Source organism: Weissella confusa, from assembly GCF_004766315.1.
Taxonomy (GTDB): Bacteria; Bacillota; Bacilli; order Lactobacillales; family Lactobacillaceae; genus Weissella; species Weissella confusa_A.
This window is the reverse complement of the sequence record NZ_PVSN01000030.1, coordinates 1-15,005: the sequence shown is the minus strand read 5'-3', so window position 1 is coordinate 15,005 and position 15,005 is coordinate 1. Positions and strand designations below refer to the sequence as shown.

Annotated in this window: 14 protein-coding genes and 2 pseudogenes; 2 read left to right on the top strand and 14 right to left on the bottom strand. The window is 43.6% G+C overall.

Features of this window, described 5'->3' with window-relative positions; all coding sequences use genetic code 11:
• The 4 genes from C6P11_RS04880 to C6P11_RS04865 form a co-directional block, all read right to left on the bottom strand.
• A partial coding sequence (locus C6P11_RS04880; protein WP_210114222.1) for a transposase occupies nt 1-344 on the bottom strand: 344 nt, incomplete at its 3' end.
• Nucleotides 345-539 (bottom strand): hypothetical protein, encoded by a 195-nt coding sequence (locus tag C6P11_RS04875; RefSeq protein WP_135519060.1) that lies wholly within the window; start codon nt 537-539, stop codon nt 345-347.
• Between the two features lie 211 nt (nt 540-750).
• Complete coding sequence (locus C6P11_RS04870; protein WP_135519058.1) at nt 751-2,028, bottom strand: oligosaccharide MFS transporter; 1,278 nt, start codon at nt 2,026-2,028, stop codon at nt 751-753.
• Between the two features lie 26 nt (nt 2,029-2,054).
• Nucleotides 2,055-3,029, bottom strand: a complete 975-nt coding sequence (locus C6P11_RS04865; RefSeq protein WP_135519056.1) for a glycoside hydrolase family 43 protein — start codon at nt 3,027-3,029, stop codon at nt 2,055-2,057.
• Nucleotides 3,030-3,424: 395 nt separating this feature from the next.
• On the opposite strand from C6P11_RS04865, the gene C6P11_RS04860 reads away from it, so the two are divergent.
• Nucleotides 3,425-4,510 (top strand): GntR family transcriptional regulator, encoded by a 1,086-nt coding sequence (locus tag C6P11_RS04860; RefSeq protein WP_135519054.1) that lies wholly within the window; start codon nt 3,425-3,427, stop codon nt 4,508-4,510.
• Between the two features lie 130 nt (nt 4,511-4,640).
• Nucleotides 4,641-5,156, top strand: a complete 516-nt coding sequence (locus C6P11_RS04855) for a hypothetical protein (protein WP_135519053.1) — start codon at nt 4,641-4,643, stop codon at nt 5,154-5,156.
• A 67-nt stretch (nt 5,157-5,223) separates the two neighbouring features.
• On the opposite strand, the gene C6P11_RS04850 is transcribed toward C6P11_RS04855, so the two are convergent.
• The 10 genes and pseudogenes from C6P11_RS04850 to C6P11_RS04805 form a co-directional block, all read right to left on the bottom strand.
• Nucleotides 5,224-6,072, bottom strand: coding sequence for an aldo/keto reductase (locus C6P11_RS04850; protein ID WP_135519051.1), 849 nt, complete (start codon nt 6,070-6,072; stop codon nt 5,224-5,226).
• A gap of 127 nt (nt 6,073-6,199) precedes the next feature.
• Nucleotides 6,200-7,627, bottom strand: a pseudogene (gene araA / locus C6P11_RS04845) (L-arabinose isomerase).
• 32 nt (nt 7,628-7,659) lie between these two features.
• Nucleotides 7,660-8,376, bottom strand: coding sequence for an L-ribulose-5-phosphate 4-epimerase (locus C6P11_RS04840; RefSeq protein ID WP_135519049.1), 717 nt, complete (start codon nt 8,374-8,376; stop codon nt 7,660-7,662).
• Nucleotides 8,345-10,012 carry a xylulokinase gene (locus tag C6P11_RS04835; protein WP_135519047.1) on the bottom strand — a complete coding sequence of 556 codons (1,668 nt, stop codon included), beginning with the start codon at nt 10,010-10,012 and terminating at the stop codon, nt 8,345-8,347. Before C6P11_RS04835 ends, C6P11_RS04840 begins: the two co-directional genes overlap by 32 nt.
• Nucleotides 10,013-10,057: 45 nt before the next feature.
• Nucleotides 10,058-11,473, bottom strand: a pseudogene (locus tag C6P11_RS04830) (sugar porter family MFS transporter).
• Between the two features lie 468 nt (nt 11,474-11,941).
• Nucleotides 11,942-12,253 (bottom strand): thioredoxin, encoded by a 312-nt coding sequence (gene trxA, locus C6P11_RS04825; RefSeq protein WP_135519045.1) that lies wholly within the window; start codon nt 12,251-12,253, stop codon nt 11,942-11,944.
• A 76-nt stretch (nt 12,254-12,329) separates the two neighbouring features.
• Nucleotides 12,330-12,632, bottom strand: a complete 303-nt coding sequence (locus tag C6P11_RS04820) for a hypothetical protein (protein WP_135519044.1) — start codon at nt 12,630-12,632, stop codon at nt 12,330-12,332.
• Nucleotides 12,633-12,683: 51 nt separating this feature from the next.
• Nucleotides 12,684-13,328, bottom strand: a complete 645-nt coding sequence (locus C6P11_RS04815; protein ID WP_135519042.1) for an SdpI family protein — start codon at nt 13,326-13,328, stop codon at nt 12,684-12,686.
• A 137-nt stretch (nt 13,329-13,465) separates the two neighbouring features.
• A complete protein-coding gene (locus C6P11_RS04810) occupies nt 13,466-13,897 on the bottom strand; it encodes a hypothetical protein (RefSeq protein ID WP_135519040.1) in 432 nt (143 codons plus the stop codon).
• Entirely contained in the window at nt 13,894-14,871 is a 978-nt protein-coding gene (locus C6P11_RS04805) for a hypothetical protein (RefSeq protein WP_135519038.1), read from the bottom strand. Before C6P11_RS04805 ends, C6P11_RS04810 begins: the two co-directional genes overlap by 4 nt.
• Nucleotides 14,872-15,005 lie beyond the last annotated feature (134 nt).

The window sequence follows — 15,005 nt, the reverse complement described above, 5'->3', positions numbered from 1 at the left end:
ACGGTTCCAGTTAAAGCATCGGTCATGATAAGCGGATGGTAACCGACGTTCAAGTAGTGATAATTAAAACCAATTTTTTCTTGATGACCAAAGGTCTCAAAGTAGGTTGAATCCAAATCTAGCACCAGTTCAGTGTTGGCTGATCTTTCATCAATTAAAGAGACAATACGACGATTTAATTCTTGTAGCTCATCAATGTCTTCGTTCGTGAGATGTGATAGAAATCTGGAAATAGTTGGTTGAGATGCCATGTTTTGCGCATAAACAAGTCGATGTTCGATATCTTGGGTCAAGTAATCTGCAACGTCGTCGTTGCGATAACCTTCGATAACTTGAATGAGCATTTACAATAACAATTCTACCTTAGCATAGCGTGGATTTTTGCGATTATCGTTGAATTCAACGTTATTAAAGAGCCTGGAAATTACAGGCGAATTCAGAAAAATACTAAGCAGCACGTTGCCACCATCCGAGGTAATTGGTGCCCCATTGTCTGAAACTGCAACTAAATGGTTGCTAGGTAATACTTTTTGAGTCATAATTTTAGACGCTCCAATTTTTGAGTATTTGGTTTGTTTTCCACTAACAAAATATCATAAAAAAGAGCTCCTATGGTTTTCACTCAACGGGTGAAAGCGCAAAACCCGCTGAAACGGTATTAACTTGCTGTTTCAGCGGTTTTTTGTTTGTCTTGATGAATAATCCGGGTTATAACTTAAAAATCTTTCGCAATTACATTTTTTGTTAGAGTTACGCCTGTGGCTCGGTCACCTGCTCGACCGGTCCACCTGCTGCTTCTTCAACTGGGTTAACCTTCTTTTCACGCTCCAAGAAGAATACGGCTACCAACGTGATAACCAAAACCACAGCTGACATCATCAAGTACGTTGATTGGTAACCAATCTTGTCGTACATTGATCCGGCTACAGTTGAGAAGATAAAGACTGAAATTTGCTTAGCAAAGTTTGATGCCAAAGCGTAAACCGTTGCGTACAAACGAATGTCGAAGGCACCTGAAATGTACTTCATGATTGAAACCAATAGCAAAGGCATTTCGAATCCGGCAAGCAAACGGAAGAATACAATCCACTCCCATGATGGTGCCATCGCTGATCCAAAGATACGAACGAACGTCAAGAATCCGTAAATCAACAATCCATTACGGGCACCAATCTTGTTGATGATAAATGGCATTGGAATCATCAAGCACAATTCGATAACCGTTTGTGCTGAGTTCATGTATGAGTACATCATTGTTCCTTGAGCATCAGTCTCAAAGAATGTCTTAAAGAAGACGATAAATTGTTGGTCGAACACGTCGAACAAAGCTGAGGCACCCATGTAGAATAGGGCCAAAATCCAGAAGTTACGCAACTTGAAGATTGAGAAGATATCCTTCTTCGTCAACTTTTCATTTGAAGTTCCCATTGCAGCAGCTGCGTTTGTGAAGTTAATCTTCGTTGAGAACAACAACAACATTGTTAGCAACACAGCTGAAGCCGGGCAGGCCCACCAGATTGCGTTTGGTTGCCACAAGAACAAACGACCAGCAACCAAGGCTGATACGGCACCGGCAACAGATCCACCCATACGTGAGTGACCAAACTCAAACTTGTTGGCCAATGATGCACGTTGCACGTATTGCTCAATAACTGACACACCACCATTCAAGATGAGGGCCAAGACCACACCCGTTACGATTGATGCCAACACTGGGCTAATGGCCAAGATTGGCATGAAGGCCCATTGGAAGTAAGGTCCGATGAAGATTCCAGCGACTGCGATTGTAATCAACAGCGTCTTTTTGAAGACCAACTTGTCCGAAATAATTCCGAACAACGGTTGGAACAGCAATGACATTCCTGCCATCAACGAGAAGACCACGCCGGATTGCGCTCCGGTCAAACCTGCTTCTTGACCCAACCAAAGCGTCAAGAATCCATATGTGATGGCCCAAATAAAGAAGTAACTAAAGTGTGAAGCAGCAAATACCCAAAAATGCTTGCTTTCCTTAACAACTTGACTCATGATTATCCCCCCTGAGTTTTCATGTATTAGTTAAAAGTAAATGGTTGTGGCTTACCGAATACTGGGAAGCCGTTGTCATCCCACTCGAATGGTTGCACCATCGTGTGGCGGTTTGGATCGTACAAAGGATCACCCTTGATGTCCAAGTAGTTGCGTACGTGGTAAACCAACAAATCCGTTTCACCATCTTCAGCAACCGTAAATGAATTGTGCCCTGGTCCGTACAAACCGTTTTCCATGTCAGATTGGAAGACTGGGTGGTCGAGCTTGTGCCAGTTAGCGGCATCAAGAACATCCTTATCATCTTCAATCCACAACATCCCCATTGCGTAATTTTCGTCGGTTGCTGATCCTGAGAACGTCAAGAACACCTTGCCGTTACGCTTCAAGATTGCTGGCCCTTCGTTCACCCAGAAAATCTTAGTTTCCCAATCAAATTCTGGCTTTGACAACATGACCGGCGCTGTCTTCAACGTCCATGGATTTTCCATTTCAGCAATGTACAAGTTTGAATTACCCTTAATTGCTGGATCCTTTTGCGCCCATACGTAGTACAACTTGTCATTCAATTCGAATGACGTTGCATCCAACGCAAATGAATCAAGGTGGGTTTCGATTTGACCCTTTTCAACCCAGTTATCTTCAGTTTCCATTGGGTCAGCTGCTTCACACTCGATGGCGAACATGCGGTGTTGGAACATCCCATTTTCATCAAATGCCGTTGTGTGTGATGCTGCGTAGTAGACATACCACTTACCATCTGTGTAGTGCAGCTCCGGTGCCCAGATCAATTCACTTTGTTCACCAGTACCTGAATCATGCTTACGCCAGATTGTTCGTGGCATCGCATGTGCCAAACCATCAATCGTCTTGGCGCGACGCAACTCGATCAAGTTGTAAGCTGGTACTGAAGCAACAAAGTAGTAGTAACCGTCCGTGTGCTTGTAAATGAATGGATCAGCACGTTGGATAATAACCGGATTTTCGTAGCTAACTGTCATATCTGTAAAACTCCTACATTATCTGAAAGCGTTTTTTTCTTTAACGATTATTATTAAATAACTTGTACGGACAACTTACAGCCCCAAATATGACCTTTTCACGAACAGTTCACAGTTTCTTAAAGTTTGATACTTTATTCACAATGTAATTGTAAGTTGCCAATGGCCACAAACCTTTATATACGTGCGTTTACACGGTAAAACTATTTTTTCTCCCCAGAACTAGCTCTCAAATAGTGACGACTGTCCTTAATATCAGATGCGCTTACATTTGTACGGACAAATCATAAAACTCTGCCAATATTCATAACAATTCACTGATTCGTCTAACAAATTCAGACAATCCCTTGTATAATGAAAGAACGATAAAGACAGAAAGATAAGATCTAATTGATATGGATACAAAATACGATATCGTTAAGAAAGGGCTTCGCGATGATATTCTCGCTGGTAAGTACGCCATCGGCGACAAGCTACCAACCGAAGCCAACTTAACTGAACAATATGGCGTGAGCCGCTACACCGTTCGTCGCGCAACTAGTGATTTGGAACAAGAACACTTCCTATACCGTGTACAAGGTGGCGGTATGTATGTTGATGACTGGAATAAAGCGCCAGCCGTTGCAACTGACAACAAGGTGATTGGTGTTATCACAACGCACCTAGCCGACTATATCTTCCCTGAAATCATCAGCGGAATTGACCGTGTGATTTCTGACGAAGGTTATTCGCTCTTCATTAGTAACACGCACAACACTTACGAGCATGAGCGTCAAAGTTTGATGCGCATGATTGAAACCGGGGTTAACGGATTGATTATCGAACCAACGATGTCTGCCCTACCAAATCCCAACAAAGACTTGTATGATCAGATTCATGAGTTGAATATCCCAACCGTGTTTATCAACTCAACGTATGAGCATTTCGATTTCCCCTACTTGGAAGTTGACGACTCAAACGCCGAAGCTGATTTGATTACTCACCTGATTAATCAAGGTCACGAACGCATCCTTGGGGTGTTCAAGGTCGACGATGTGCAAGGTGCGCACCGTATGCAAGGCTTCTACAAGGCCTATCAACAATACCCAGCCATCGCGCTACACAGTAACATCGTGATGTATCAATCAAATGATGAAGCAAGTAACGCCCAAATTTTGAATAAGATTGAGGCGCACCTCGAAGCAGCCGATCGTCCAACGGCCTTGGCGCTGTACAATGACGCTTTGGCGATTCAAACCATTGATTTGGTCAAGTCACTTGGCCTGCGTGTGCCAGAAGATGTTGCGATTGTCGGATTTGACGATTACGCCATGTCGCAATACATGACACCAAGCCTAACAACTGTACGTCACCCACAAAGCAAAATGGGCCGTGACGCTGCAAACATGTTGCTAAACATTATTAACGGCAACAAGGTAGAAAACATTCACTACCCAAGCGACCTAATCGTTCGCGACTCTTCAAGTCGCCACGTTGATTAAATATTAAAAGAAGTTCTCGCCAATGGCGGGAACTTCTTTTTCTTTTGAGCAAATAATTTGAAACAACGCGCCCTGCCCTGGATAATGAAGTTAAATAGGATGAGCGTACTATGTAACGGAGGATTTTGTTATGTACTATCTCGTTAAAAAAGGCGCAACGACGCTAACCATTTATTCCGAGGCACAGACGGCAACCGTTCCTTACAACGAACTATTTAACTTAAGTCCAACTGCCTTCGGTGAAACTGTCGCCCCTTATTCGGTCGGCGATCATATTGAACAAGCTTTGGCATTTAGGCAAACCTTGCCTGCAGATGAACAAGGCGACATTAACATTGTCACCAAGCCAGAATTCATCAAACTCGTCATCACCGGTCAAAAAGAAGCCACGGCGATCATTCACGACCGAGAAGATTCCCTTGCGATGACCCTCGGCTTAATTGTCGCCGGCCCATTCTTCTATTTACTGATCATGTTAGTCCTTAAAAGCTTCGGTACACCCGCTCTTGTTGCAGATACCATCGCTTTCGTACTGACAGTCGGCTTCATCATCGCCTGGTTCATCCTAGTTTGGAGCCGTTGGAGTCCTGAGTTTAAGGATAAATTTGAAAAGCTGGTAAATAAGCGCTTTAAACGCCAAGCGTAAACAAAAAAACAGCGGCACTGCCGAGACTTGATCATCAAGCTCAGCAGTGTCGCTGTTTTTGTATGTTTTAGTGTGGGTATTGTGTGCCACGCTCATAAACCTGTTCTGGTTCTTGGCTGATGCGCTCAAACTTATTCAAATTCGTAATTAATGTCATTTCTTCATCAGTCAAAACGAAATCATACACGTTACCATTTTCAATGACACGTTCTGGCTTTGATGACTTTGGAATGATACTCGTGCCACGTTGCACGTGCCAGCGCAATACAATTTGTGCTGGCGTCTTGCCGTGCTTTGCCGCAATTTCAACAGTCACCGGCTCAGCCAAGACTGACCCACGGCCAAGCGGTGCCCACGCTTGCGTTTGAATGTTGTTATCCTTGTGATATTGCAGCAACGCATCTTGCGTCAAATGTGGGTGGTTTTCCACTTGGTTGACAACAGGTTGCTCATTCGCTTGCGTGGCAAGATATTGCAAGTGCACCATGCCATAGTTCGAAGTTCCAATCGACTTCACCAATCCCACATCCTTCAAACGCTCAAATGCACGCCACGTTTCAAAGAAATGTTGATGCAATGGCCAGTGTACCAACAACAAATCAACATAATCCATGTCCAACTCGCGCAATGACGTTTCAACAGATGCCAACGTCGCATCATAACCTTGGTTACTTTCCGCTACCTTAGTTGTGATAAACATTTCCTCACGTGGCAACGCGAGATCCTTGATAGCCGTACCCAGCATTCCTTCGTTTTGATATATTTGGGCGGTATCAAATAGGCGATAGCCACTTTCCCAAGCCGCGTTCATGACATCTGTCAATTCAGCTTGGTTGGTCACCTTATATAGTCCAAGACCTTGCAATGGCATTTGGTGGCCATCGGCAAGGGTTACTTTTGTTGTTAAATCTGACATTGTGAGTCCCTCCACAAGCTATTTTACCCGATGTTTTTAAAACACAAAAGCGACGTTTTTGTGAACGTCGCTCCTGCTTTGTAACTTTTGAGATGATTTAAGTTTTTAAGACGTTTTGAAAATACAATTAGCCCTTAATGTCTACGTAAGTCAACTTGAACATGTTAGCCAAATCTTGCAATTGCTCGGCCGTAATCTTGAATGACAAAACCGTGTGGTGACCACCACCAACTGACATCCAACCAACAGCACCTTGGTTCAAACCTTGCTTTGGCGTCCACAATTGCTTAGCCACTGGCAAGTGAGGCATTTCAGCCTCCGGCTTGTTACCAGTCACATCATATGACATCAACTTGAACTCGTTACCGTAGTCAGCCATCGTGGCGTCGATTCCGTCACCTTCCATACCCGTGAAGACCAAACGAGCTGGATCATCCTTACCACCGATACCCAATGGGTGAACTTCTACACGTGGCTTGTCTGATGCAATCGTTGGATCAACTTCCAACATGTGTGATCCCAAGATAGCTTCGTGACCCTTACGGAAGTCCAATGTGTAGTCTTCCATGAAGACCGTTGCTTCGTTGTGCGCCATAATCTTCATCAAACGCGTCAAAGCAGCCGTCTTCCAGTCTCCTTCACCGGCGAAGCCGTAACCTTCAGCCATCAACAATTGTGCAGCCAAACCTGGCAATTGCTCCAAACCGAACAAATCTTCGAAGTTCGTTGTGAAGGCCGTGTAACCGTGCTTGTCCATAAAGTGCTTGATACCGAAGTATTCACGGATTTGGTACTTCACGTTGTGCTCAAACTTTTCTGGTGTGTTGTCGCCGATAACGAAGTCGTATTCCTTCTACAATTCAGCGTACTTGGCGTCGATGTCGTCAGGGTTAACGGGGTTAACCGCTTCTACCAAGTCACCGACAGCCCAGTAATCAACTGTCCAACCAAACTTGATTTGTGCTTCAACCTTGTCACCGTCAGTAACAGCCACGTTGCGCATCTTGTCACCGAACGTCACAACCTTAATCTTAAATGATTCGTTGTAAGCAACCGCTACGTCCATCCAGTTTGAAATTTCTTGACGCACGTCATCATGTTGCCAGTAACCAGCAATAATCTTGTTATTGATGCCCAAACGAGCGTTAATAAATGCGTACTCACGATCTCCGTGGGCAGATTGGTTCGTGTTCATGTAATCGAAGTCAATCGTCTCGTATGGCAATTCTTCCAAGAATTGCGTTGCCAAGTGCAACAATGGCTTTTGCAACAATTGCGTACCACGGATCCAGTTCTTAGCTGGTGAGAACGTGTGCATCCACGTAATCACACCAGCAACTGAGTCATCGAAGTTGGCTTCCTTCATCGTTGCTGCGATGTTTTCTGACGTTGTGGCTACCAACTTGAACTCGATTGGGTATGGCAATACGCCTGATTCATTCAAGCCGTCCACAATCTTCTTTGCGTTTGCTTCAACTTCTTGCAATGTTTCAGGTCCGTACAAGAATTGTGAACCCGTGATAAACCAGAACTTGTAGTTGTTTTCGTTAAACATAATCATTAATCTCCTAAGTAATTTCGCTAATTTTAATTTGCAACCGGCTTCGCCGTGTTTTGTCCGTAATAAGCATTCGCACCATGCTTACGCAAATAGTGCTTATCCAACAACGTTTGTGACATGTGCACATTGTGTGGATTCAACATCATCGTGTGGTAGGCCAGTTGTGCAACTTCTTCCAACACAACTGAGTTATATACTGCCTTAGCAGCGTTTGGTCCCCAAACAAACGGACCGTGATCTTGTACCAATACCGCTGGCACTTCGACCGGATCGATGCAACGATCTTCAAACGTTTTCACAATAACGTTTCCCGTTTCAAGTTCGTATTCACCCATAATTTCATCGTCCGTCATCAATGTTGTTGCAGGGACATCCCCGTAGAACGTGTCTGCATGTGTCGTTCCAGCAGCCGGAATATCAACACCAGCTTGCGCGAATGAAACCGCCCATGGTGAATGTGTGTGCACAATGCCACCAATTTCCGGAAACTCACGATACAACACACGGTGAGTTTCTGTATCACTTGATGGGTTCAAGTCACCTTCAACCACATTGCCATCCAAATCCACAACAACCATGTCGTCAGGTGTTAAATCTTCATAAGCAACGCCGGATGGCTTGATAACAAAGAGGCCACTGTCACGATCAATTTCTGATACGTTTCCCCAAGTAAACTTAATCAAATTGTGCTTTGGCAAAGCCATGTTTGCGTCATACACCCGCTGCTTCAAGTTCTCCAACATGAATATCACGCTCCTCTTCTTTTATGACTACCGGTTCGTCCGTCAGTGCCGTAATAGCAACTTGTTCAATACCAATTCCCGCCTTATAACGAACCATAAATTCTTCAAAACCAGTCACATCCACCGGATCAGGTGCCATTGTCGTACTGTCTTGGTTAGCGAACACACGCTTCTCCAAGAAGTCCGCCAACGATTCATCTTCACGACGCATCGTGACATATTGACCTAGGACAGCCATTCCCCATGGACCACCTTCACCAGCGTTCGTCATCAACGTTACTGGCGCATCCATAACGGCAGCCAAAAGCTTTTGACCAACCACCGGCGTATTGAAGATGTCTCCTTGTGCAACGACTGAGTCCATCGCAACATCTTCTTGCTTCAAGATATCCAAACCAATTTTCACGGCACCAAAGGCTGAGAAAATATGCATACGCATCAAGTTCGGCAAATTGAATTCAGCGTTCGGTGTACGAACGAACAACGGACGACCTTCGCTAACACCAGTGATGTTCTCACCTGAGTGATAGCCGTAACTCAACAAGCCACCAGCATCTGGACGACCATCTAATGCAGACTGGAACAGTGCCCCATACAAGTCGTTGTTACTGATATCGACGCCAATTGCTTGTGAGAATTGCTTAAACACACGGGCCCAAGCATTAATTTCAGACGTGCAATTATTGGCGTGAACCATGGCCACTGCTGATCCATCCGGCGTCGTAACCATATCAATATCTTCGTGAACTTCAGACAACGCCTTTCCCAACACAATCATGGCGAAGGCAGATGTTCCGGCTGAAACATTGGCCGTACGTTGCTTAACTGAGTTGGTTGAAACCATCCCCGTACCGGCATCACCTTCAGGAGCGGCAGCAATTGCCCCACCTGTCAACAAGCCACTCGGATCCAATAGCTTAGCACCTTCATCAGTCAAACGACCGGCAACTTCACCAGCCGTCTTAACCGTTGGCAAAATATCACGCAATGTCCAGTGGTACTGTTGCACCGCCTTCAATTGATTAAACTTCTCAATCATCGCTTCATCATAGTCGCCGGTTTGTGAATCGATTGGGAAGATACCAGAAGCATCCCCAACACCCAATACCTTTTCACCGGTCAGCTGCCAGTGCACATAGCCAGCTAACGTTGTCATGAAGGCAACATCCTTCACATGGGCCTCTTGATTCAAAATCGCTTGGAACAAGTGCGCGATACTCCAACGTTGCGGAATATTGAAATCAAACAACGTCGTTAATTGCTTGGCTGCATCAGCCGTCATGGCATTACGCCAAGTACGGAATGGCACCAATAAGTTATCACCTTTATTAAATGCCATGTAACCGTGCATCATGGCTGCGAAGCCAACTGATGATAGATTACGAATTACTGTCGCATAATTTTGGTTAACTTGATCCGCCATGTCACGGTATGCATCTTGAACACCCGACCAGATATCCTCTAGCGAGTACGTCCAAACACCATTTTCAAGCTTGTTTTCCCATTCGTGGCTCCCCACGGCAATCGTCGAAAAGTCCGGCGCTACCAGGACAGCCTTGATGTGAGTTGAACCAAATTCAATACCAAGGGCTGCTTGGCCAGTATTGATAACCGTTTTAATATCGTTATTAGTCATAACTCTCTCCTATTTCCCGCTAACTTTGTGAATTTTCACTGTAGCCTAGGATTCGCGTCCTTCTACCACACCGTTTTCACCCTTAAGAGCAGCACGGGCAGCACCAACTTGTTCGATTTCTTCCAATGAACGACCTCGCGTTTCTGGCACTGCCACGCGAACGAAGACAACACCAAGTACACAGATAATTTCGAAGATGGCAAACACAGCTTCTTGGGCCAAAGCAGCCGTCATAATTGGGAACAACAATCCAACCAAGAACGATCCAATCCAGTTGAATGATGAGGCCAAACCACTTGCACGACCACGGATAGCCAATGGGAAGATTTCACCAACCAATACCCAAGTCAATGGGGCCCAAGTTGCTGAGTAGAAGGCCACATAGATGCTCAAGAACACAACAATCATCATTGGGCTCATGTTAGGCATCACGGCGTTCAAGACAGCTGGCATCAAGAATGACAATCCCATCACAGTTCCACCAACCGTCAACAACGTACGACGCTTAAACTTGTCGGCAATCACCATGTAAACCAAGGCACCGATAACCAAAATCACACCTTGAACAATTGGCCAAAGCAAAGCTGAACTTGCTGATGAACCAGTCGCCTTTTCAACGATCAATGGGATGTAGTAGAAAATAGCATTTGCACCTTGGAATTGTTGGAAGGCAGCAACACCAATTCCAGCAATCACCAAGTAACGACAACGACCTGTAAACAACGTTCCCCATGACGTTGCCTTACTTACAGCAGCTTCACCAGCTGCGGTATCTTCGATGTCGCGCATTTCTGCTTCGACTTCTTCTGAACGGCGAATCCAGCTCAAAACTTGACGCGCCTCTTGCAACTTACCTTGCTTAACCAAGAATAGTGGTGATTCAGGCAAACGAAGCACACCTAGGAACAAGATAACGGCTGGCACAGCAGCCAAACCAAGCATCATGCGCCATGCGATGCTTTCAGGCAAACCTTGCAAGGCGTAGTCTGCGATATATGACAACAGCATACCTGACACAATCATCAATTGGTTAATACCTGACAAACGCCCACAAACTGCGGCTGGCGCCATTTCAGACATGTACGCTGGCACCAAAGCTGATGCCGCTCCGACTGCAAGTCCTAGGAAGATACGAACTGCAATCAGGTAATATTGCCCATCGTGTGGTGACAAGGCTTATGCAAGTGAGAATACTGCGAACAAAACCGCTGCAATCAAAACCATCTTACGACGACCAAGTTTGTCAGAAAGTTGACCCGCCAAAGCGCCTCCGATGATTGCTCCCAACATCAATGATGATGTGATCCAACCGATGATTGAGGCATTGTTTTGCAAGTTCCAATCATTCTGCAAGAATGGCAAGGCCCCCGTCATAACACCAATGTCATATCCAAATAGAATTCCCCCGAACGCGCCGAAGAAGTAAATGAATTTACTTGAAATCTTTTTTTCTTTCATGATTACTCCACCTAATACAACTAATTAAATTAGTTCTCGTCTAAATAATTTAAATTACCTAATGCGCGAATGGTGTTTATCAGGCAATACAAGAAAGCGCTTTCTTTACATGTTTTATTCTATTCGTCCGGACAACATAAAACAACCCCAAATATGTCATACGGACAATTAATTAATTTCACTGACGCAAAAAAATCGTCTCAAATCAGTTACAAAGGTCAAATTTTCGTCCAAACGTCGGGAATAGCTTGTGTTTAGGCATTCATCATCTCGATTGTTACATAATTCACGAATATTTTTGTTTAGGTTGCACTTTTTGTTGTGCGTACAATTTCAGACTTTTACAGGGTCGCTTTATTTCCAATTGTTTATTTGTCAGTACAATTAGATGGCTTGCTAATAAAAAAGACCAGTCCACATCGTGAACTGGTCCAAATAAAAAACGAGATGCATAAACATCTCGTTTAATCGTTAGGCGTACTTCGCCAAAATTGCTTCTAGTTGATGTGCTGGTATGAAACCAGTCAAGCGTTCAACCACTTCGCCATCCTTCTTTACAAGGAGCGTTGGAATAGCCATGATACCAAATTCTTGGGCCGTGGCAGGGTTTTGATCAACATCCATCTTGTTGAACTTTACGTCAGGCATTGATTCAGCCACCGTTTCAACAACAGGTGATTGCATGCGGCAAGGACCACACCACGTTGCCCAGAAGTCAGTCAACGTTACCCCTGTATTTGTCTCTTGTTCGAATGTTGCATCCGTAATATCTTGAACTGCCATAATTAGCGTTCCTCCCTCATTATTTTCTAATGTAAGGTTAGTATAACGCTAAGTGTCCGATTTGTCGAATAGGCATTTAATCATCATTTGCTGATGAATCATCCCCATTATCATGGTTCTCCAACTCGTCTTCGTGAGCGATGATTTCTTCCATAATAATTGGCAAACCATCATCATCACCACCGCCATCACTGTTGCCAGGCACCAAATCAAAGAGTATGCCAGCCATAAACAGTACGACCAAAATCACAATACCTATCCCGGTACCGGCTAGGCCCATCAACGCATCATGTAGTTGCCAGGCAAAGAGACACGTTATGGCTCGATATAGCCCACCAACGAAAAATAACAACCCTATGATAATTAACAATACGTACATATCCCATCCCCTACCTTCATGAGATTAATGATAGCACCAAATCACGATTGATTAACGGTTTGATTCGCGCCAAAGCAGATATGAATAGACGATTGGGACGATGACAACGATCAAAATAATGATGGCCAGAATCGTTAAGAAAATTGGCGTGTGATTAAATCCTGCACAACCGAATAGCAAGATTCCGGCACCAATGAACAAGCGACCACCTAAACGATGCACCATGCGCCAATTATTGCGGTTTGACAGCGTCCAGGGCGTGCGGATACCAATGGTGTAACTGGTATCCACTTTCGGCAACACCAAGCCAATGGCGATAAACACAATGCCTAAGATGAACATCACCACCGTTGTGATTTGGACCCGGTAGCCAAGCGCTAAGACATCCACCATTAACATCGTTGCGACCGTAATAAACGGAATTAGGCTCGCGATAATTGCCACTGGAAAGCCAGTTAAGTGTTTATTCTTCGGGTCAGCATTCATAAATACCAAGACAATGACATTTATGATGGCAAATATCAACGGTAGTCCAAGCACCACTGCCAACTTGGGCATAGTCGCTGTGACAGATCCATCTGCTGCAAAATGTGTGGGCATGCGATCAGGCAACTGCTGATACAAAACGGCACCAAATAAAATTGGCAACAGCGTAATTAACGTTGAACCAGCAATAATTCGTTTTGTAAAAGGCATAATTACTCTCTCCCGTATGTCTTAATGCTTTTACTGTACCGAATACATATGCCCAATTTGCGAAACAAACGCAATAAACAAAAAGAATACCCAATCGGATATTCTTCATTAGTCAGAATTACAAAGTTTTTAGGCAACTAATTCAACATGTACTTCAAATCATTAATAGTTAAACTTTCGTGATTTTTTAAAATCTCGTAAACCATGTCGGTACGTTCAGCTCCTCGTTCCATTGCAACATCAATCGGTAAATCATCTGAATCATCATAAACTTTCAACAAATAATCAATAACCTGGTTAAGATACTTAATCGCTAATAGAAATGCGTCATCAGTCCTGCTCAACGTCTTCCCAGAACCGTGAATTTGATTATTACGAGTAGAATAAACGATATTTAATTCTAAAAACACCCGTCTTTTCGCCGCTTGTAACTCGCTAAACATACTCTGTTTATTTTTAAGGGTGAATAAAACATCATTGACCATAAGAGACAGTGTTGCATCATTCAAATTTTGAATGTTATATTCCTTAATTTGCACTAAAGCTTTTAAAGCCGACACTGGGTTCATATGACCGAGCAATCCAAACGAATTAAAAAACTTTTTATCACCCTCGTATTGTTGCAATATGTAATTATCAATTTTTTAATGTTATCGTCAAACAGCAACTTCAGCCAATTCATTTGAACTAACTTCGAAACTCCCTGTTTAACACTCAATGCGATCGATGTCCCCTCTTCATCAGCAAATAAAGATTCTAATTCCGACCAAATCAACGCAGTTCGTACGCTGTATGGCAATGACTCAATATGTTTCTTAGTTCGAATCAGACCATGAATTGCAACTTCTAGGTCGGTAGCATCCCCATCAAACAAATATTCCAAAAAATCTCGTTCGAATTGTATTTCTTTTTTAGAAAGATTCAATAGTTTATCCATTCTTGACAAATCACTGCCAATTCCTAGTTTCGTCAATTCGCCATCAATATACTTAACCGCTACCGGCATCACGAATTTTTTAGTTCGCTTATTCTCAAATTGCCACAAATTTTCAAATTTGATCACTACTTCTCTAAGTGCTTGGTTTATATCCTCTGCATTTGTAATTTCAAATCCCCACATCTCGTAGTTATAGGTCCCAAAATTTTTAAATTCATCATCTGATGCAACCTTTTCTACTACACTTCGAAATTTTGAAGGTGCTTCATCTACTATTCTGTCTGTTAACGTATAGAAACTTCTTACTAAACGTTGTGGGTCAACATCTTCCTCTGAATTAACAACCCTAAATAAACTAGTTTCACCAATTCTTATATGATTTCGCATTCCCGTTTCAGAAGTTCTAATCAGTACGATTGCGTTTTTCAAAGGGCCTTGTATAGCAAGCGCCTCAAAAGCCGTTTGCGGATTTGGATTCTGTTGAATTATTTTTTTCAGTCTTTCTGGTGAAACTCCCCACAATTCTCGCATTCTCTTTGCGTACTCGAGCAGCTGATTAAATTCGCGATAAGTCAAATCTTCCGACTGTAGCAATTCATATAACATTTTAAACTGCTCTTATGCTAGATTTACGGACAGATTTTTCTCTGCCCTGTAAACTAATAGCAGAGGAGCATTTTTTATATGATTCGATATTCACCAGAATTTAAGCAGTCTCTTGTCGAGATGCACAACCAAGG

What these genes read in the sequence shown, in the direction of transcription:
- C6P11_RS04835 (WP_135519047.1), bottom strand. Translation starts at nt 10,012, where the DNA reads ATGACTAATAACGATATTAAAACGGTTATCAATACTGGCCAAGCAGCC.
- C6P11_RS04855 (WP_135519053.1), top strand. Translation starts at nt 4,641, where the DNA reads ATGTACTATCTCGTTAAAAAAGGCGCAACGACGCTAACCATTTATTCC.
- C6P11_RS04815 (WP_135519042.1), bottom strand. Translation starts at nt 13,328, where the DNA reads ATGCCTTTTACAAAACGAATTATTGCTGGTTCAACGTTAATTACGCTG.
- C6P11_RS04860 (WP_135519054.1), top strand. Translation starts at nt 3,425, where the DNA reads ATGGATACAAAATACGATATCGTTAAGAAAGGGCTTCGCGATGATATT.
- trxA (WP_135519045.1), bottom strand. Translation starts at nt 12,253, where the DNA reads ATGGCAGTTCAAGATATTACGGATGCAACATTCGAACAAGAGACAAAT.
- C6P11_RS04875 (WP_135519060.1), bottom strand. Translation starts at nt 539, where the DNA reads ATGACTCAAAAAGTATTACCTAGCAACCATTTAGTTGCAGTTTCAGAC.
- C6P11_RS04850 (WP_135519051.1), bottom strand. Translation starts at nt 6,072, where the DNA reads ATGTCAGATTTAACAACAAAAGTAACCCTTGCCGATGGCCACCAAATG.
- C6P11_RS04870 (WP_135519058.1), bottom strand. Translation starts at nt 2,028, where the DNA reads ATGAGTCAAGTTGTTAAGGAAAGCAAGCATTTTTGGGTATTTGCTGCT.
- C6P11_RS04810 (WP_135519040.1), bottom strand. Translation starts at nt 13,897, where the DNA reads ATGAACCCAGTGTCGGCTTTAAAAGCTTTAGTGCAAATTAAGGAATAT.
- C6P11_RS04805 (WP_135519038.1), bottom strand. Translation starts at nt 14,871, where the DNA reads ATGTTATATGAATTGCTACAGTCGGAAGATTTGACTTATCGCGAATTT.
- C6P11_RS04865 (WP_135519056.1), bottom strand. Translation starts at nt 3,029, where the DNA reads ATGACAGTTAGCTACGAAAATCCGGTTATTATCCAACGTGCTGATCCA.
- C6P11_RS04840 (WP_135519049.1), bottom strand. Translation starts at nt 8,376, where the DNA reads ATGTTGGAGAACTTGAAGCAGCGGGTGTATGACGCAAACATGGCTTTG.
- C6P11_RS04820 (WP_135519044.1), bottom strand. Translation starts at nt 12,632, where the DNA reads ATGTACGTATTGTTAATTATCATAGGGTTGTTATTTTTCGTTGGTGGG.